Source organism: Gottfriedia sp. S16(2024) (assembly GCF_050473765.1).
Taxonomy (GTDB): domain Bacteria; phylum Bacillota; class Bacilli; order Bacillales; family Bacillaceae_G; genus Gottfriedia.
The window spans coordinates 1,310,520-1,330,933 of the sequence record NZ_JBFLUO010000001.1 but is presented as its reverse complement, the minus strand read 5'-3'; the positions used below and the strand labels follow the sequence as shown (position 1 = coordinate 1,330,933).

Genomic DNA, 20,414 nt, shown 5'->3' with positions numbered 1-20,414 from the left:
ATGCATCTATATAGTTCAATACTTTACTTTTTTAGTAAGCACCTTTGATAAAGTCAGAAACATTCTTTTGGTAGAAAAGCTCTAATTGATCTAATTCAGCTTTCGAAAAAGATTGTATATTCATTGCATCTAAATTGGCATTCACTTGACTTTGGTTTCTAAATCCCGGAATGACACATGTAATTTCCTTTTGATCTAAAATCCATCTAAGTGCTGCACTTGCCATTGATGACCTTCCTTCAGCAATCCAGTTAATCCGATTTGCTAATTCTACTCCTTTTTTAAAGCCCAAGCCTGCAAATGTCTCTCCGATATTAAAGGCCGCTCCATTTTCATTAAAGTTTCGGTGATCATCTTCTTCAAAAATATGATCAGCCTTATACTTTCCAGACAAGAGTCCACTTGCTAGCGGTAATCTTACAAGAATTCCAACCCCACGCTTATAAGCTTCCGGAAGTAATACTTCTAATGGCTTTTGTCTAAAAATATTAAAGATAACCTGTAAGCTTTTCACATTGGGGTTCTCTAAACAAATCATTCCTTCTTCAACCGTTTCAACGCTAACCCCGTAATGGCGGATTTTCCCTTCACTTTTTAAACGGTCAAGTACATTAAATACATGTCCATCCTTTAAAATTTCAGTTGCTGGGCAATGTACTTGATATAAATCAATCACATCTCGATTTAAGCGTTTTAGACTATCCTCGCAATAAGACTTAACTGCCTCATATGAGTAATTTTCCGGTGAATGAATATCACCTTTTCGACAAAACTTTGTTCCGATATAAATTTTGTCTTCAAGTCCTTTTGTGGCTTTAGCCAGTAGTTCTTCGCTATGACCGTCACCATAAACATCTGCAGTATCAAAAAAATTCACACCTTGATCGATTGCCTGTTGTAAGGATTTTAAAGCTTCAGTATCATTTGTTTTTCCCCATGCTCCACCAATTGCCCAAGTTCCAAAACTAACCTCACTAATCATTAAACCTGTATTACCAAGTTCTCGATAATTCAAGTAAAACTCCCCCTCTAGTGCTATTTATACCGTCTTTTACTACTTTCTAAATTCAGATAACATTTTATTTAATTCCTTCGTGTTGGAATAAACTTGCTTATAAATTGAATAAAGCTTTTCATATTGTTTAACGTTCTCACTAACTGGTTTATATGAAGTGATTGGCTTTATGAACTCCTCTGCACAAACCTCTAATGATTCGAACCAATTACATCCATAAGCAGCAAGCATCGCCGCACCCATCCCTGGACCTTGCTCGCTTGAAAGCTTAATAATTGTTGCATTAAAAATATCTGCTTGCATTTGAAGCCATATAGGATTTTTTGCACCGCCACCAATTGAAATAATCGAATCAATTTTTTTACCGTTATTTCGGAAAATCTCAATTGACTCGTTCAATGAAAAAGTAATACCTTCCATAACGGCTCTCGCAAAATCACTTCTCTTATGTGCTGCATCCATACCAATAAAACATCCTCTAATAACTGAATCCGCATGTGGCGTTCTTTCACCAACCAAATACGGAGTAAATATTAAACCATTCGATCCAATTGAAACGTGATCAACATCCTCTAATAGTTGTTTGAAATTCACACTCTCAGCAAAAGTATCTTTAAACCAGCTTAGTGAATATCCTGCGGCTAGCGTTACACCCATTGAATAGAAAGCATCTTTTTTACTATGGTTAAAATAATGAACTTTACCTTTAAAGTCGTGTTCACCATGCTCTTCATAAGAAAGGACAACCCCTGAGGTACCAATACTACAAAGCGTATTGCCTTCTTTTAAAATACCTGAGCCAATTGCGCCACATGCATTATCGGCTCCGCCTGCAAATACTTTCACTTCACGACTAAGTCCGGTCAAATCAGAAACCTCTTTTGTAATTGTTCCAACGCAAATCTGAGACTCGATAATTGGTGGGCAAAGATGGAAAGGAATATCGAGTTTTGTACATAATTCTTCACTCCACCGCTTTTCTTTTACGTTTAAAAGCAATGTTCCAGCAGCATCCGAGAATTCAGTATGAATTTCTCCAGTCAGACGATAACGAAGATAGTCTTTAGGTAATAAAAATACCGCTGCCTGATGATAGATCTCTGGTTCAAATTCTTTTACCCATAAAAGCTTTGGTAAAGTAAAGCCTTCAAGTGCTGGATTTTTCGTTATATCAAGTAAACGTTCTTTACCCACTTTTTCATTAATAAACTCACATTGCTTAGTCGTTCTTGTGTCATTCCATAAAATTGCATTACGAAGGATTTCATTTTCTTTATTCATTAGCACTAGACCATGCATTTGTCCCGAGAAACTAATCCCTTGTATATCATTTTGATGACCATTAAAGTCTCTAACTAGTTCGGCAAGACCATCGATTGTTTTTTCAACCCATTCTTCTGGATCTTGTTCACTATACCCTGATTTCTCTTGTATTAATGGATAGGAACGAGATACTTCATGGCATACCTCACCTGACTGATTAACTAACAAAATTTTTACGGCACTTGTACCTAAATCAATCCCTACTACATATTTCATAACAATCATCCTTTTTTTATTTTTGAGCCTATCGTATGAGAAAAATGTGCTGGAAATAATGAATTTCCCAGCACATTTTATGGTCAAAAGATTTTTAAACTGTTGCGAACTCAGAAATCGCTTCTAATAAATATTGGTTTAGCACTGATTTCAGACGTTCTTCACGACCAGATTTATTTTTTATATCATTTAAATTTAACGCATATGCTTCAAGTGTATGGAAACTTGCTTTATTCTCTACGATTTCTTTTCCAATACCATAAGTAAAGCTGCTATAACGATCTTCAATAAAGCTTTCAAATACTTTATCTTCAATTAGTTTATTAGCTACTAATGTGCCAATTGCAAAGCTATCCATTCCAGCTATATGTGCATGGAATAAATCTTCTACATCAAATGATCCCCTTCTTACTTTTGCATCAAAGTTCAGGCCGCCTTTTCCTAAACCGCCATTTTTTAAGATTTCATACATTGCTAATGTAGTAGAATAAATATCTGTAGGGAACTCATCTGTATCCCAACCAATTAACTTATCACCTTGGTTTGCATCAACTGAACCAAGCATTCCGTTAATTCGAGCAACGCGTAATTCATGCTCAAATGTATGACCAGCAAGTGTTGCATGATTCGCTTCAATATTGAATTTAAACTGTTTCTCTAAACCATTAGCTTGTAAGAAAGCTAGTCCAGTTGCCACATCAAAGTCATATTGATGCTTCGTTGGTTCTTTTGGTTTTGGTTCGATTAAGAACTGACCATCGAATCCGATTTCTTTTGCATAATCTACAGCCATATGGAAGAAACGCGCAAGATTGTCTTGCTCCAGCTTCATATCTGTATTCATAAGCGTGTCATAACCTTCGCGTCCACCCCAGAATACATAGTTAATTGCACCGAGCTCTTTTGCAATTTCTAAGCCTTTTTTCACTTTTGCAGCTGAATAGGCAAATACGTCAGCGTTATTAGAAGTAGCGGCTCCATTTACATAACGAGGATGAGTAAACATATTTGCCGTATTCCAAAGTAATTTTGTTTTACTTGTTTTCATATATTCTTTTATCATTTCTACAATGACATCTAGGTTTTTATATGTTTCACCTAATGTATTTCCTTCAGGGGCAACATCTGAATCATGGAAACAGAAGAAAGGTACATCTAACTTTTCATAAAACTCAAATGATGCTTCTACACGTGCTTTAGCAAGATTCATTCCCGTTAAATGGTTCCAAGGACGTTGCATTGTACCTGCTCCAAATGGATCTGAACCATCTGCAGTAAATGTATGCCAGTAAGCAACTGAAAAACGAAGTAAATCCTCCATTTTTTGGCCGTTAACTATTCTTTGAGGATCATAATATTTAAATGAAAATGGATTTTTTGATTTAGGACCTTCGAATTTAATTTTGTTAATATTAGTAAAGTAACTCATGTTTAATTCCTCCTAAAATAGTAGTTTTAAATTTTATGACTTATGTGAAATAACAATCCATGTGCGCAATACTTTCATATCATCTGGCATAATTCCTTGTAAGCCAGTCAATTCACTATTTACTTCAAGATTAGGAGCGTTAGTTACCCATGTGTAGGGCTCTGGGCATAAAAAGCCGCTTCTCCCATCTTTGTTATAAACGACCCAATGCTTAAAACTTTGATCAACAGTGTAATTAATCTCAACTCCTGTTGATTTGTTCGTTATTTTTGCCGTCTGTAGACCACTGTCATTGGGAGTAGATAGAAAAACATCATCTAACTCTAGCCCGTACAAGCTCATTCCTTCACTCAATTCATACTTGTACTCAATATCTTCTAATTCCCCAGTAGGTAAAAATCGATCATTTAGTTTCCAACGTTTATCGACTGGAAGCTTGAAGATTGAAGTTTCTTCTGGGAATACGAAACTAGTATGATAGCCAAAGCCAAACGGTAAAACTTCATTACTTTTATTAATAACTTCGGCTCTTTTTGCAAATAAATTATCATTCAGAATAAAGCTCATCCTTATCACAAAATGGTGCGGGAATTGAGCCATTACATCTTCGTGCTTACTTGAATCAAACTCAGTTATAATTTTCACTGTTTGCTCATTAACTTCTACACTCGAGATATTCCACTTTCTTGTGTGAACAAAACCATGAATGTGATTTTGCTTGTCCATTTCATTAATATCAAACTGATACGTTCTTTTGCCAAATCTAAACTTACCTTGATCGATTCGATTTGGAGGGAACAGGATTGGAGTACCGTAAAGAACTGGATTATTCAAATACTCCTCATTCGTTTGAGGGACTCTTAGTAGCTCAGTATTTGATTTTTTATGAACCATGGAAATCAAGTTTGATCCCCATCCGGGAATAATGATAATCTCCAATTCACTATTACCTGCTTTTATCGCGGGTTCATCTAAAAAAGAAATTTCCTCAGCATAAGTATTCATCTATATTCCCCGTTCTGTCATAATTTCTACATTTAGACTTTGCTAATCTTTCCTTGTCTTTGGTCTATTCGACTAAAGCTATACATACCACCGAACATAAAAATCCAAGCAATTGAAACAACACTAAAGAATGGAATTAGCCCTGGCTGATACAGTAACAAAAATACGATAGCGATTAGACTAACTAGCATTAGTAAAGTAATGTGAAAATGAAATACACTTAAAAAGAATGCATTTTTTAAATAGTCTTTTAGTTTAAATTCGTAATGTACATATAGCGGGAAAATATAAAGGGAAACCATTAAATAAACTGCCGCAATGATTAATAAAGGGATGATTAATATAAATTGGAACACCCCTTCGACCGTTCGAATGTAAAATACATCAAACACTAAGAAGATTCCGCTAAGAATGAATACCAAACCAAGTTTATTGGAACTTTTAAATTCCTTCAGGAAGATCGTTAGAAATGTTCTCCAAATCGGGAGATCCGTTTCTTTTACGATCCATTTACGAACAATTGTAAAAAGGGCTACCGTAGCAGGGAAAAAACCAAATATGACTAGTCCAGCAATTGTAAAGAGGAACCATAGTAGATTGACATATGCTAATTTCATGACCCACTCACATAGCGTAAACAATTTCCCCATTGTTTTTCCGAGTATCATTTAATCACCCTCCTTTACGAATCCATCTATAGCGTTATTTATTGCTCTTAACCTTTTACTGACCCAGAAGCAATTCCTTCTACAATTCGATTACTTAATATTAAGAAGGCAATTAGGATTGGCAGAATACTAATAACTAACGTAGCTCCGATTGCTCCCCAATCAGTCGTATACTGGCCAATAAAGTTTTGAATACCTACTGTTAGTGTTTTAAATTGATCTGAACTAATAAATGTATTAACGAAGACAAACTCATTCCAGTTGTAAATCATATTAATAATTGCTGCTGTAGCAATTACTGGTGATGTCATTGGTAAAGTAATTTTAAAAAAGATATGGTTAATTGATGCCCCGTCCATAATCGCTGCTTCTTCTACCTCTCTAGGTAGAGCTTCATAAAAACCAATTAAAATCATGATCGTAATAGGTAAGTTAAAAGCTGTGTAAGTAAGGATTACCGAGAGTGGATTATCAATCAAATTTATTTTTGTAAAAGTATTAAATAAAGGAATTAATGTTGAATGGACTGGAATCATTAAACCTACCATAAATAATCCCAATACCCATTTACTTGCTTTCCAATTCATTCTTGTAATTGCGAAGGTTACCATACTTGCTAATACAACCGTTAAAATAACGGCAGCGATCGTATAAGTTACACTGTTAAAGAAATACTGACTAATGTTTCCTTCAGTCCAAACTTTCGTATAATTCTCCCACTTTGGGCTTTCAGGTAAAGAAAAAGGTGACATATTGAAAACTTCTTGGTTATTTTTTAATGAAAAAATAAATAGCCATATGATTGGAAATATTTGAAAAATCGCTACGATTATAAGGAAAAGATACATAAATCCGTAAGCAATTTTACTAAAAATACTATTCTTGCTACGGTCAGTTTTCTTTTCAGTTACAATAGCTTGAGATCCTGTAACTCTTACCGTATCCACCTAAAATCCCCCTTTCATTTAGTAAATGTCATCATTTGATTCTGTAAATTTGCGAATAATCCAAGTAACTATTAAACAAATAACTAATAAGAAAAATCCAATTGCACTTGCATAACCAAAGTCAAAACCTTTAAATGCTTTCTGATACATGTAGGAAGCCATTACTTCACTTGAACCATTAGGACCTCCACCTGTCATAACATAAATTAAGTCAAAATATTTAAGTGACCCAACAACAGCAAGAACAATCGTTACTTTAACAACATTCATTATTAATGGTAATTTTATTTTTAGTGCAATTTGAATTGGTGTTGCTCCGTCAATTCTTGCAGCCTCGATTAGAGAGTCTGGAATATTTTTAAGTGCTGCATAGTAAATCAGAATATAAAAACCAGCGTACTGCCAAATAATCGGAATAATAATCGCATATAAAGCTAAGTTTGTTTCTGCTAACCAGGCTGGTGGATTATTAACTCCTAGAGAAACAAGTAAGCTATTTAGAATACCGTTAGTAGGATGATAAATTTTAAGCCAAAGCTGGGCAATTGCAACAGAAGCAAGCAGCATTGGAATAAGATATATTTTTCTAAGAAGGTCTGCACCTTTAATTTTTCCGGCAAGTATAAATGAGATAAACAAGTAACCAATTAAACTAACTGCCGAAAATACTGCTAATAAAAAGGAGTGGAAAGCACTTTTCCAAAATAGAGGATCATGTAATAAGTGGGAGTAATTCTTTAAACCTATGAATTCCTTTTCCCCAATTCCATTCCATTTCATTAAGCCAAAGTATCCAGTTTGTACGATTGGAACGTAAATCAAAGCAAGGATCAGAAAGAGAGCTGGTGTAATATACAAGGCAATTATTTTTTTATTTGACATAGCTTTATTCACTTCGTTTCAACTCCTTCCCCTATATTTAAAAATCAAGGGCATATTATAATGAATCCATATGCCCTTTTCTTTAGTACATCAGAATTTATTTATCTTCTGCCTTTAAAGCTTCTTCATGTTGTTTAGCAAAATCTTTTGGTTTTACTTCATTTCCAAATAAAGATTGGATTAAGTTTAAGTGAGTTTCAGCCACAGAAGCACTCATTTGAACGTCAGCAAATAATGTTAAGTTGCTAGCTTTATTTAATTCATTTAACACATCAATATATAACGGTGGTAAATTTACTTTTGAAGTATCAACCTTAGTCGCTGGGATTACACCCGCTTTTTCAACGGATTGCTCTCCCCACTTCTCTACAAAGAATTTAACAAAATCTTTAGCTTCAGCTTTAACTTTTGAATGTTCAGCTACGAATAAACCTACTCCAGGACCACCAACCCAGCTATTAATATTTCCTTTTCCACCTTCATATGTAGGGAATTTAAAGAAACCTACATTGTCTCGGAAGTCTTTTGGAATTTCTTCATTTGTCGTAAAGTTTGGAAGCTCCCATGTTCCCATTAAGTACATAGCTGCATTTCCATTTAAGAATTCAGATTTTCCCTCATCATTTGATAACCCATTAAAGCCTTTATTAAATGCTTTTTCTTTAACTAGGTTTTGAACTTCTGATGCCGCTGAAACAAGTGCAGGATCTTCGAATGTTCCTGTACGGTTAATTGCTTTATTTAATACATCAGCTCCACCAATTCTGTCCGCTAAATACATATACCAAAGTGAACCTGTCCAACGATCTTTATTTCCTAAAGCGATTGGAGCAACTCCATTTTTAGCAAGTGTTTTAACAACATTTTGGAATTCGCTATAAGTTTGTGGTACTTGAAGATTATATTTTTCAAAAATTGCTTTATTGTAATAAATTGGAGCGATGTTTAGTTCTAGAGGTAATCCATATGTTTTACCATCGATAGCATATGCTTCTGTTGTTCCGCTTACAAAAGAATCCTTTAATCCGTTATTTAACACATCATCTAAATCAGCGAAAAGGCCACCTTTTACAAATGGTTTCATATATCCTGCTGCCCATGTAAACCCAACGTCAGGAAGTTCGTTAGAAGAAGAAAGAACTTTAATCTTATTCTTGTATTGCTCATTTTCAAGAACTTCTACTTCGATTTTTACATCCTTATGTTCAGCCTCATACTGCTTTATAATGTCAGATACAATTAAGTTTTGTTGCTTAGAACTTCCAGCTGGCCAAAGATGCATAAATTTAATTACCTTTTTGGAACCGCTTTCAGTTGACGCGTTATTAGATTTACCACAGCCAGTTAAAGTCACCATCAGTATAAGAACTAGTGCTAGCATTAATGAAGATGCTTTCTTAAACATGTCAAACCCCCATTTTTTTGAATTTTTCGTTACAAGTAAATTCTAGCACTAAAAAAAAACCGCGGTAAGGTAACCACGATTGGATAAAATTCCACTATTTTTGGATTAGGGAATCATCAAGTTCTGACACTTTTCTAAATTTACTAGGGGTAATACCCTCGTAATCCTTAAAGATCTTAATGAAATATTTAGCCGTCTGATAGCCTACTTCTAGTGCAATTTCTTCAATTTGCAAATCTGTTGTCAGTAGTCGATTTTTTGCAATTTGCAACCTTTTTCTAGTCAAATACTCACTAAATGTTAACCCCACTTGCTCTTTAAATAACACACTAAAATAGCTAGCATTTAGATGTACCGCTTCCGCAACTTCTTTTAATGAAATTTGGTTGCTAATATTTTCATTAATAAAGGTCTTTGCTCCGTTAATTGAGTTAGAGCGATTAGAAACTTGATCTAGTTTTAATAATTTTTGATCAGTCACTTTTTCCATATATTCAATCCGTTCAATATTTGCTTCCTTTTCAAGCGCTTGCTCAATAGCCTCAATTAATTTTTGTTTACTTACCGGTTTTAATAAATAATTTACAACGCCTAGACGAATAGCCTCCTGGGCATATTCAAAGTCAGGATGTCCAGAAATAATAATTGAAACAAACTTATGGCCTTTATCCTTTAGGTTTTTTAAGAGCTCTAAACCATTCATTTCAGGCATACAAATATCAGTTACTAATAGATGAATTTTTGTTCTGCTCATCTGTTCAAATGTTTCTTGACCATTTGCCGCACTAAGAATTTCAAATTTACCATTTGACCATTTCTCTAATGTTTTTTTTAAACCTTGTCTAGTCGCTTGTTCATCATCAACAATTAGAATTGTTTTTGTATCCAAATTATTCCCCACCTTTGTCTGGAACTTCGAATAATACAGTTGTACCTTTGCCAATCTCACTTTCTAAACGAAGACCACTTAAGTCATATCCCTCGTAATATAATTTAATTCTTTTATTTACATTAGTAAGCGCCATACCCATCCCCTTAAAGGATGATACATTATCATTTTTAATTGCTAGATTAAGGGCATTAAGAGTTTCTCTATTAATCCCCGGTCCATTGTCCTGAACAGTCACTAATAAATTAGATGAATCATTAATCCTTTTAATCTTAACTAAAACAATCCCTTGTTCCCGACTACTTTCAATACCATGCATGATGGCGTTCTCAACTAAAGGTTGGATTAGCAATTTTGGGATTTTAATAGTTAGTAGATTTGGCTCAACAGATATCTCCCATAGTAACCTTTCTCCTAATCTCATTTTCATAATCTGTAAATAACGTTCAATTTGGTCGAGAGCAGCTTGTATAGTTACCCATTCACTACTGTTTGCATTGCCGATTGTATAGCGAAATAATCCTGACATTGCTATCACTATTTCAGCTAAATCCTCCTCACCCCTATCATCTAAAGACCAGTAAAGTGCATTTAGCGTATTATAAAGGAAGTGCGGATCAATTTGGGCTTGTAGCGCCTTCAACTCAGTTTGACTACGTAGTAATTCTTTTTCATATACGACCTGTATTAAATGATTCGTATTTTCTACCATCTGGTTATACGTTCTATTTAATTCAATAATTTCTAATGAAGCTGCGCTTTCCTTGTTAATTTTCAGCTCATCCATTTTCGCATTCTTCATTGTATTTGTAAGTTTTTTTATTGGTCTAGTAATCATTGTTGCTAGAATAATTGATGACACGACAAAAATGATAAATCCAATCGCACCAGATAAAAGAGTCGCTTTTCTTACCGGTGTTACTGCCTCATTTAAAAAGCTTGTAGGTTTTAAAATAACAAGGGTCCAGCCTGTTTTTGTAGATGGTTGTGTAACAATCATATAATGTTTTTTATTTAACTTTATCGATTCGTATCCTTCTGATAGAAACTTTTGAATATTAATGCCATAATTATCTGTTATCGGTGTTAAGTCCCTGTCAAGAAGCATCATGTAATCCTTCTCCCCAGGAGATAAATTACTTTCTTCAACCTGAAAGTAACTATTAAGAATTCTTACTACTAAATATCCTCCGTTTGAAAACCATCGATCCATTAAACTTACCCTTCTTATTGCATAAGAATAGTTACTATTTTTAGGATCTTTCCCTACCCACACTAATCTTCCTTTCTCGGCTTCTGCTTCCTTTACCCATTTCTCATCGATTACACTAGATATACTTTTTTCACCGAATGGAAAAATACGATTTCCTTCCGAAGAATATAGCTCAAAAGAAGAGATTCCATTTGAGTAAGCTAAAGAGTTATTTATTACTCTAATTAATGATTGTCTTTTGGCAAAATCAACACTTTCTCCGTTTTTCAATCCGAGTAATATCTGTTGAACCGTCTCATTTGTCATTAATTGATTTGATAAAGTGTCAATTTGCTTATACAAGGTTTCCATTCTTCCATTAGCTTCTACGGCTGTTTGTTTGATTTGCTTCTCTGTTGTATCTTTCATTAAAGTTCCAACTTGGTTATATACCATAATGGATACAATGGATAAAACAATCACCATAACAATCAAGAAGACAGCCAATATCTGATTTCGTAAAGTGTTTAATTTTCTTAACTGTAATCTTATTTTTACGATTGTAATCACCTTTTCAGTAGTAAGTTAATGTAAGGGTTTTCTTTAAAATTCATCATACTATATTTAGCATTAGTCTGAATATTAAAAACAACTTTCTAGTAAGAACTACCAGATCGATTAAGGGCAATGTTTCGATAATGATAATTAGTTAAATAAAAATCAACACGAAAAAAGGGAACCTAAACATATGATGTTGAGGCTTCCCTTTTCATTTTCTTATTTACTATTCATTTACCCTTTTTCCGAATTTTTGACGTTTCTCACTCTTTAAATTGTTCAACTTTACTCCATTCTGTTTCCTGAAGAGTCCTCCATAAAATTTTTCCACTTGCAGTAGTTGGTAATTTATCAATAAATTCGACATATCTCGGATATTTGTAGTTAGCCATATGCTCTTTTGACCAATCAATAATGTCATCCTCACTTACTTTGCCTAAATAATTAGGATTTAGGATCACATATGCCTTTACTGTTTCACCCCTTTTTTCATCAGGCTTACTAACAACACAAGCTTGTTGAATGGCTGGATGTTTATATAGTAGATTTTCCACTTCGGTTGGCCACACTTTAAAACCTGACGCGTTAATCATCCTTTTAACACGATCAACGATAAAATAGTACCCTTCATCATCAAACCGCCCGATATCTCCTGTACGGAAAAATAGTTTAAAGTCTATTTCAACAAAGGCGTCATTTGTTTCTTCTGGTCGGTTAAAGTAGCCTTTAAATACTTGTGGTCCATTAACAACGATCTCACCAACCTCACCAACACCTAACTGTTTCATTGTAATTGGCTCGATAATTCTGGCATCTACATCAAATGATGGAATTCCAAGACATTGAAGTTTTGGTCGATCTGGCGGATTAAAATGTGTCTGAGCAATTGTTTCTGATAAACCATAGCCTTCTACGAACTTTAAACCTGTTAATTGGAATAGCTGCTCACCTACTGCTTCCGGAAGAGGTGCCCCACCACCTGCAATATTTACAAGAGAGTTTATATCATCTGTATTTAAAACCGGATTTGCTAAAAAGTCGATTAGCATTGTACTAATATTTACCCAATGGGTACATTGATAGTTTTCAATCAGTTTGCATGCATGGTTTCGATTCCATCTCGTTAGCAATACCATACTTGAACCGGTAAGAATCGGTGTATGCATTCCATGAACCATCCCTGTTACATGGAATAGAGGTAAAGTTGAAAAGCTAACGGCATTTGCAGAAATATTCATCCAAACGGCAGATCCTACTACATTTGCTTGTACCGTTTTATGTGTGTGTATACAGCCTTTTGGTAAACCTGTTGTTCCTGAAGTATAAGGAAGAACTGCAACATCTTCTGAAGTACCTTCATATAGTGATGGGATGAACTGTGTTTGTATAGCATCTTCCCAATAAAATATATTTTCGCTTTGATAAATTTTCTTTGACTCAGTTATTTCAGCCGCTAAATCGGAAACTAAAGGAATTGATGGTAAGTATTCAGAGTAGACTGCAACTACTAAATTCTCTAATCCAGTTGTAGCTTGTAAAGGTTCAATTTGAGGGGATAGTTCTTGGCCAATGATTGCAGTTTTAACTTCACAATCATTTATGTAAAATTCAAGTTCATCAGTGGTGTTCATCGGGTTAATTGGTACTACAATTCCTCTTACTCTTAATATTGCATAAAAAGCGATGACATATTGTGGTGAGTTTTGCATATAAAGCATTACGCGTTCACCTGGGGATATTTCTAACCTGTGCTCAAGATACCCCGCTAAATGATCAACCTCTTCAAGAAGTTGCTTATACGTTTTTGAAGCGCCATAATACTCTATTGCAGTTTTATTTGGATATCTTTTTGACGAAACGACTAAATTATCATAGAGTGTTGTCTCAGGTAAAGTTAAAGATTTAGAAACCCTTTTTGGCCAATATGCAAAATGTGAAGTACTCATCGTTTTCCCCTTTCGCTTATATACCTTTTTTATATTAAGTTTTAATACTGACAGTCTTTCTTATATGTATGAAATTTTAGTCATTAACAAAAAAATTCAGGGTAATAATTCATATATAAACACTCCATTAGAAACCGCTTACAAACTATTCGCTTTTAATAGGATTTTTTAAATTATTTGAAAGTAAATTGCAAAGTGAGGTAATTGCCAAGTTTAGTGTGGAAAGGAAAAATAGAATGGAAAATGGAATAGTACATCATTATCAAGATCAACTTTAGACCTTATTATAATGGAAAAGCTTAAATGAATAAATAGTTTTTTGAAAATTTAAAAAACATTTTAAGTTAACTGAAATGTTTAATTCCAAAATTTTTTAAGTAAAATTACATACTATTACTTACTTTACCACTTTTCTATGTTTCAATTAATAACAAGCGAGGTGTTAGCATATGAGAATTGGAATAATCGGTTTAGGAGATATATTTGCGAAGGCCTATCTGCCGGTTCTTTCTGAAAAAGAAAAGATCGAGTTGGTGCTATGTACAAGAAGAAATGAAACACTAGACCATTTATCAAACAAGTATCGAATCAATGAAACTGTTAATACAGTAGATGAATTGTTAGAAAAGAATATTGATGCAGCGTTTGTTAGTACAGCTACGGAAGCTCATTATATGATCACTAAAAAGTTATTATTAAATGGTATAAACGTTTATATTGATAAACCTATTTCGTTGAACTTTAAAGAAACTGAACAAATTGTAAATCTAGCCAGAGAACAAGGAACAATAGCGATGGTTGGATTCAATAGACGATTTACCCCAAGAGTAAGAGAGCTTACTATGCATGGAAAGGCTAACTTAATCATCATGCAAAAAAATAGATTTAACTTTCCTGAACATACCAGAAGATTTGTTGTAGAGGATTTTATTCATGTGGTGGATACACTTAGGTATTTAATGTCCACTAATGTAGTGGATTTAAAAATCAATTTCTTGAAAAAAGATACTATGCTCGAACACCTAGTCATTCATCTTATAGGTGAAGGATGCACGGCTATCGGAATCATGAATAGAAACAATGGTGTTACGGAAGAAATGATTGAATATATGACACCGCAAAATAAATATGTCGTAAGTAGTTTAGTCGAAACAACTCATTATCATAATAAAGAAATCAATATTAAGAAATTCGGTGATTGGGAACCAACCTTATATAAACGTGGGTTTTTCCAAATAGTTGATCACTTTCTTGACTGTATAGAACAGAATAAAACCCCAGACCCTTCAATAAATGATTCCTTAATCACTCATCAAATTTGTGAAAGAATCGTTCAGTATATCGATTCAAATGAACATTAAAAAAACCCGAATAGTAGACTTTAGAGGTCTAATTATTCGGGTTATATTTGTTATTTATTCTTGTTCAGCCATTGCATCCTTTGGAGTACCGAATAAATACGTAAGAACGAAACCACCAGCATAACCAGCAAGTAATCCGATCACATATTGAAGCCACATTCCGTGCGCAATAAGTGGAACTAACGCTGCACCTGATGGACCAATTGCAATTGCTCCAACATTACCAAACATTCCAATTACTGCCCCTCCAATACCACCACCGATACATGCAGTGATAAATGGACGACCAAGAGGTAATGTAACACCATAAATTAATGGTTCACCAATACCTAAAATACCTACTGGAAGAGCACCTTTAATCATATTTGATAATGATTTATTCTTTTTGCAACGTAACCATAATGCTAAAGCTGCTCCTACTTGTCCAGCACCCGCCATTGCAAGCATTGGTAATAATTCAGTTGCACCAGTTGTATTAATTAATTCGATATGAATTGGTGTTAATACTTGATGTAAACCTAACATTACTAATGGTAAGAATCCCATACCTAATATAAACCCTGCTAACATACCTCCTTTTGAAATAATCCAATTAATTGAGCCAATTAAGTTATCAGAAATAAATCCTGCAAATGGCATGATGAAGAAAATTGTTAGCAAACCTACTACTAATAAAGCAATCATAGGCGTAATTATAATATCTATAGAATCTGGAATAACTTTACGTAATTGTTTTTCTAAAAGTGATAATAAATAGACTGCAAGTAGTACACCAATAATACCACCTTGTCCTGGAGCTAACGGATCACCATTAAAGATATTTTTAATTGGTTGATCTGGAAGCATACCTGTTAAAAGTGTTACTCCACCAATTACTCCACCAAGGGATGGTGTCGCCCCGAATTCCTTCGCTGCGTTAATACCAACATAAATTGCTAAATAACCAAAAATCGCATTTTTTATTACATTTAAAACTGTCACATATTGTGACCAAGTTGCTGCATCTAGGTTTTGAGCAGTAATATTGTTTGACAAAATAGAAGCTATACCAGCAATTAAACCTGCACCAACAAATGCTGGAATTAGTGGAATAAAGATATTACCGACTTTTCGTAAGAAATTTTTAAAAGGTGTGTTATTTTTCTTTTTTAATTCAGCTTTAAGATCTGAACCTTTTTCATCTAAAGCCGCTGATGAAGTACCTTGTTTTCCTGATGAGCTGTTTTTTAGCTGACCAAATTGTTCTGCAACTTTAGTTACGGTACCAGGTCCTAAAATGATTTGGTAAGTCTCATCATCGACCGTTCCCAAAACCCCGTTAACTTTTTTAAGTTGTTCTTCATTGATTAAACTACGATCAGTAACGTTAACACGAAGTCGTGTCATACAGTTTGTAAATGAAGCGACGTTATCAGTACCGCCGATGGCATCAGCGATTTCAGAAGCTAATCTTTGATATTTATCCATCTTCTTCTCTCCCTAAAATTTATTTTTGTATCGCTTTTCGAACAAATCCTTCTGACTTTTTCAATTGCTCAATTGCTTGCTCATAACTAAATCCAGTAAGAATCATAACGATTGCTACTTTTGGACTTTGATTCGACTTCGTTAAATACTCTTCTGCAATTTCATACGTACATGAAGTTGCTTCCATTACAATACGCTTTGAACGCTCAACTAATTTTTCATTTGTTGATTGAACATCAACCATTAGGTTACCGTATACTTTTCCAATACCAACCATTGATGCTGTAGATAACATATTGCACACTAACTTTTGAGACGTACCAGCCTTTAATCTAGTTGAACCAGTTAATACCTCAGGTCCATTAACAACTTCGATTGCTATTTCTGCCTCTTGGCCAATCTTTGAGCCCTTGTTACAACTAACCGCTACAGTAGCAGCACCAATTTCTTTTGCATATTTTAAACCACCAATAACATAAGGAGTGCGACCACTTGCTGCAATTCCAACTACAATATCATTTTTACTTAATTTAATTTCCTTTAAATCTTCAATTGCAAGTTCTTCGCTATCCTCAGCGCCTTCAACTGCTTTTATAAAAGCTTTTTCTCCACCTGCAATTAACCCAACTACCTCTTCTGGACTTGTCCCAAATGTAGGTGGACATTCAACTGCGTCTAAAAGTCCGATTCGGCCACTTGTGCCTGCACCTATATAAATCAGGCGACCCCCACTTTTGAAAGCCGTTACAATTTTTTCAACAGCTTTAGAAATATTAGGGATTTCATTTCGAACGGCAGCGGCAACCTTAGCATCCTCTTCGTTCATTACGGTTAAAAATTCTTCTATAGACATTTCATCTAAATTCATTGTTTTTTCATTTCTTGTTTCAGTTGTTAAATTTTCAAGCATATTTTCTTCACCTCAAGTGATTTTTTATTACTAAATTTAATTTCATACTTATTATAACTATCTTTGAAATAAAATTTCAATACTAAAAGTTCATAAGGAATAAATTTCATATTTTTAATTCAAATTTTGTTCACATAATTTCATATTCATAAAAATTACTTGCTAATAAATTTTTCTTTTAAAAGATGTATAAATCGATAAGTTTGTACCTTAATTTGTCTGGCATAAAAGTTTAGTCTCAATTTACAATTTCAAAACATAATTAATAAACTAATGTGGTATTTTAAACCTATGTACTTAAAATATGTTTGTTAATCTCATGGCAACTTAACTTAAATACAATTCATTTTATAAGTGAAAAAACAACATCCTCCATATGATTAAGGATATTTATGTCACTTAACTAGGGGTATACAATGAAAAAGTTTATACAGTTTTTTAAAAGTTTCTCGTTAGTGGAGAAAAGCGCACTTCTCTGCTTTCTCTTACCTCCAGTAGGTATTTCACTGCTATTGCTCATCGGGCTACGTACACTCTATACTCAATGGTTTGTTAATAAACGTTTTATTTATTCGTTTAGTTCGTACTTTTTCTTATGCCTATTTATATCTACTATTGGTGCTGCTCTATTATTTAGAAATATATTATTTTTATTGGTCAGTATCATGATTCTTGGTTATTGGGGAATATATTGTAGGATTTTAGTAACTGAGAAAGGTCAATTATTTCAGAGATTTCGTATGATTATAATCTTTGGAGGCGTATATAGTTGTGTAATTGGATGGGTATCCAAATGGTTTGTATTTCCAAAAATTGTTGGTTATTTATTAGGGACAGTGCTTTTTGGGGAAGTTGAACCTAAGAATTTTAACCGTCTAATTGGTTGTGCATATAATCCCAATTTCACTGTTTTTATTTTATTAATTGCTATTTCTTTTCTATTTGCCAGCCTACTTTCTAGTTTAGAGAGAAAACACTTTATTAACTTAGCGTGGCAGCTTCCAATCCAACTACTACTTAGTTATGGAATTTATCTTACGGGTTCAAGAGCTGGCTTTGCGACGATGATTCTAATTTATTTACTTTTTATCTTTCGACTTAATCGAATCTTTTTCTTTGTTTGTACAATCTTCGGACTACTCTTTTCGAAATGGTTGCTCTATATCATGCCAAGAGCCGATTCAGTTATTCAAGCAGGGCATAAAAGATTGGATATTTGGAAAAACGCTTATACAATATGGAAAACCCACCCATTCTTTGGTGTGACACCGATTGGATTTGGTCAAGAATATGCAATACAATATGGTCACTTCATCCCCCATGCACATAATTTACTGCTGGGTATGTTTGCGGAATACGGAACATTAGGAGGATTGGCTTTTATAACACTAATTAGTATAAATATTGTAAAATGCATTCACTTATTCTTTTTTGAGCGCAGTAAAAAATGTTTTTTTAACAGTTTTTTACTCGGCCTACCAATTATTTTGTTTACAGGGGTATTTGATGAGCCCGTGTTCTCTCCGCAAATCGGTTTCCTAACAGTCATACTGCTTGGGTGTTGGGATCGATATTCGAAACGTATGCAATTTAATATCGAGATTTCAGCTATTCAAGGCAAATTTATTAGCGTTTATGGGAGTACAGCTAGGTTAGTTGTTAGTTCGTACATGATTTTGCATTATTTAAAATCGAAGTTTATTAGTAACAAGTACTAAAAAGACCCCTACGATTAATAGGGGTCTCTTTGTTTAGGTTATGATATTTTTTTCGTAGCTTGTGCTTGTACTTCTACTGCCACATTTCGTTTTGTTAAGAATAAGTTTAAAATAATTGCTGTTAATGAACCTGTCACAATTCCATTTTGCATTAACATTTTTAAAAAGTCAGGTAGTTGGTCGAACATTTGTGGAAGTGTGGCTGAACCTAATCCTACTGCTATACTACAAGCTGCGATTAATAGGTTTTCTCCTTTACCTAAATCGACTTCTGAAAGAATTGATATACCGGCAGCCGCGACAGATCCGAACATAACAATCATAGCGCCTCCAAGAACGGCATTTGGAATAACAGTCGTTAAAGCTGCTAGTTTAGGTAATAATCCAAGAACAACCATAATACTCCCAGCAGCATAAATAACTTCCCTCGATTTAACTTTTGTAAGTGAGATTAAACCAACATTTTGTGAAAAAGCTGTGTAAGGAAATGCATTAAATATACCACCGAGCATAATTGCAAGACCTTCTGAACGCAATCCATTTACGATTTGATCTTGTTTAACCTTTTGGTCAGTCGCTTTTCCAACTGCGAAATAGACTCCAGTTGATTCGACCATACTAACAATACATACGATAATCATTGTGATAATAGCTGTAATACTGATTTTTGGTGCTCCAAAATAGAATGGTTGAGCGATACTAAACCACGATGCTTCTGATACGCTTGAAAAATGAACGATTCCCATTGCATAGCCAGCAATTGTTCCAACAACCAAACCAACAAGTACAGAAACTGTACGTAAAAATCCTTTAGCCCATCTGTTAATGACTAAAATTACGATAAGTGTAAGAAGGGCAAGTAATAAATTGTGTACTTGACCAAAGTCTGGACTCCCTTGTCCTCCTGCTACATTATTCATAGCCACTGGAATTAGGGAAAGTCCAATAATCGTTACAACTGATCCTGTTACAATTGTAGGGAAAAATTTTAAAAGCTTGCCATAAAAAGGAGCAGCTAATACAACAAAGATCCCGGAAATAATTATTGCACCGTATGCTGTCGGTAAATTTGAAGAGGATGCAATTGCAATAATTGGACCTACCGCCGTAAAGGTACATCCTAAAACGACCGGCAATCTGCTACCAATGTGTTTAGTCCTCATGCTTTGCAGGATTGTTGCTATACCGCAAGTAAATAAATCTGCTGCAATCAGATAAGCGATCTGAGTTGGCGTAAGTTTAAGCGCGCCACCTATTATAAGAGGCACAACAACTGCACCTGCATACATAGCCATGACGTGTTGAAAACCTAATGTAAATGCTTTTTGTTTACTTAACAATCTGATTCTCTCCCTTGTCATTGCTGAATTTATCTATACTGATTGGCGTACAGTTATTACTCTTTATAAAACAAAAAAGGACAGATTCCACTTGAGTATGTTTCTCTCAAGTGAAACCTGTCCTTCTGGGTTTTTATCCCTAA

Annotated in this window: 16 protein-coding genes; 2 read left to right on the top strand and 14 right to left on the bottom strand. The window is 34.3% G+C overall.

Going from position 1 to position 20,414, the window contains the following annotated elements:
• Positions 1–31: 31 nt before the first annotated feature.
• From AB1282_RS06305 to AB1282_RS06255, 11 genes are all read right to left on the bottom strand, one after another.
• Complete coding sequence (locus AB1282_RS06305) at positions 32–1,015, bottom strand: aldo/keto reductase (RefSeq protein WP_056467280.1); 984 nt, start codon at positions 1,013–1,015, stop codon at positions 32–34.
• Between the two features lie 39 nt (positions 1,016–1,054).
• Positions 1,055–2,554 (bottom strand): xylulokinase, encoded by a 1,500-nt coding sequence (gene xylB / locus AB1282_RS06300; RefSeq protein ID WP_429898715.1) that lies wholly within the window; start codon positions 2,552–2,554, stop codon positions 1,055–1,057.
• A gap of 94 nt (positions 2,555–2,648) precedes the next feature.
• On the bottom strand, positions 2,649–3,983 hold the full coding sequence (xylA, locus tag AB1282_RS06295) for a xylose isomerase (RefSeq protein WP_429898714.1): 1,335 nt from the start codon (positions 3,981–3,983) through the stop codon (positions 2,649–2,651).
• A 33-nt stretch (positions 3,984–4,016) separates the two neighbouring features.
• Positions 4,017–4,988 carry an aldose 1-epimerase gene (locus AB1282_RS06290; RefSeq protein WP_056467272.1) on the bottom strand — a complete coding sequence of 324 codons (972 nt, stop codon included), beginning with the start codon at positions 4,986–4,988 and terminating at the stop codon, positions 4,017–4,019.
• 32 nt (positions 4,989–5,020) lie between these two features.
• On the bottom strand, positions 5,021–5,656 hold the full coding sequence (locus AB1282_RS06285; protein ID WP_056467269.1) for a YesL family protein: 636 nt from the start codon (positions 5,654–5,656) through the stop codon (positions 5,021–5,023).
• Positions 5,657–5,703: 47 nt separating this feature from the next.
• On the bottom strand, positions 5,704–6,531 hold the full coding sequence (locus AB1282_RS06280) for a carbohydrate ABC transporter permease (RefSeq protein ID WP_429901070.1): 828 nt from the start codon (positions 6,529–6,531) through the stop codon (positions 5,704–5,706).
• Positions 6,532–6,621: 90 nt separating this feature from the next.
• Positions 6,622–7,497, bottom strand: coding sequence for a carbohydrate ABC transporter permease (locus AB1282_RS06275; RefSeq protein WP_056467266.1), 876 nt, complete (start codon positions 7,495–7,497; stop codon positions 6,622–6,624).
• 85 nt (positions 7,498–7,582) lie between these two features.
• Entirely contained in the window at positions 7,583–8,890 is a 1,308-nt protein-coding gene (locus AB1282_RS06270; RefSeq protein ID WP_429898713.1) for an extracellular solute-binding protein, read from the bottom strand.
• A gap of 94 nt (positions 8,891–8,984) precedes the next feature.
• The gene (locus AB1282_RS06265; protein ID WP_056467259.1) at positions 8,985–9,779 is read right to left on the bottom strand and encodes a response regulator transcription factor; all 795 of its coding nucleotides are present in this window, start codon (positions 9,777–9,779) and stop codon (positions 8,985–8,987) included.
• Position 9,780: 1 nt separating this feature from the next.
• Entirely contained in the window at positions 9,781–11,400 is a 1,620-nt protein-coding gene (locus tag AB1282_RS06260) for a sensor histidine kinase (RefSeq protein WP_286131574.1), read from the bottom strand.
• Between the two features lie 392 nt (positions 11,401–11,792).
• The gene (locus AB1282_RS06255; protein WP_429898712.1) at positions 11,793–13,475 is read right to left on the bottom strand and encodes a long-chain fatty acid--CoA ligase; all 1,683 of its coding nucleotides are present in this window, start codon (positions 13,473–13,475) and stop codon (positions 11,793–11,795) included.
• Between the two features lie 449 nt (positions 13,476–13,924).
• Here AB1282_RS06255 and AB1282_RS06250 point away from each other — a divergent pair, with 449 nt between their 5' ends.
• Positions 13,925–14,836 (top strand): Gfo/Idh/MocA family protein, encoded by a 912-nt coding sequence (locus AB1282_RS06250; RefSeq protein WP_429898711.1) that lies wholly within the window; start codon positions 13,925–13,927, stop codon positions 14,834–14,836.
• Between the two features lie 54 nt (positions 14,837–14,890).
• Here AB1282_RS06250 and AB1282_RS06245 read toward each other — a convergent pair whose 3' ends face one another.
• The gene (locus AB1282_RS06245) at positions 14,891–16,303 is read right to left on the bottom strand and encodes a PTS transporter subunit EIIC (protein ID WP_429898710.1); all 1,413 of its coding nucleotides are present in this window, start codon (positions 16,301–16,303) and stop codon (positions 14,891–14,893) included.
• A gap of 19 nt (positions 16,304–16,322) precedes the next feature.
• Positions 16,323–17,213, bottom strand: a complete 891-nt coding sequence (murQ, locus tag AB1282_RS06240) for an N-acetylmuramic acid 6-phosphate etherase (protein ID WP_056467251.1) — start codon at positions 17,211–17,213, stop codon at positions 16,323–16,325.
• Positions 17,214–17,629: 416 nt separating this feature from the next.
• Between murQ and AB1282_RS06235 the strand changes: the two genes are divergently transcribed.
• The gene (locus tag AB1282_RS06235; RefSeq protein WP_429898709.1) at positions 17,630–18,931 is read left to right on the top strand and encodes an O-antigen ligase family protein; all 1,302 of its coding nucleotides are present in this window, start codon (positions 17,630–17,632) and stop codon (positions 18,929–18,931) included.
• 38 nt (positions 18,932–18,969) lie between these two features.
• Here the strand turns inward: AB1282_RS06235 and AB1282_RS06230 are convergent, their stop codons facing one another.
• On the bottom strand, positions 18,970–20,271 hold the full coding sequence (locus AB1282_RS06230; protein ID WP_429898708.1) for a nucleobase:cation symporter-2 family protein: 1,302 nt from the start codon (positions 20,269–20,271) through the stop codon (positions 18,970–18,972).
• Positions 20,272–20,414 lie beyond the last annotated feature (143 nt).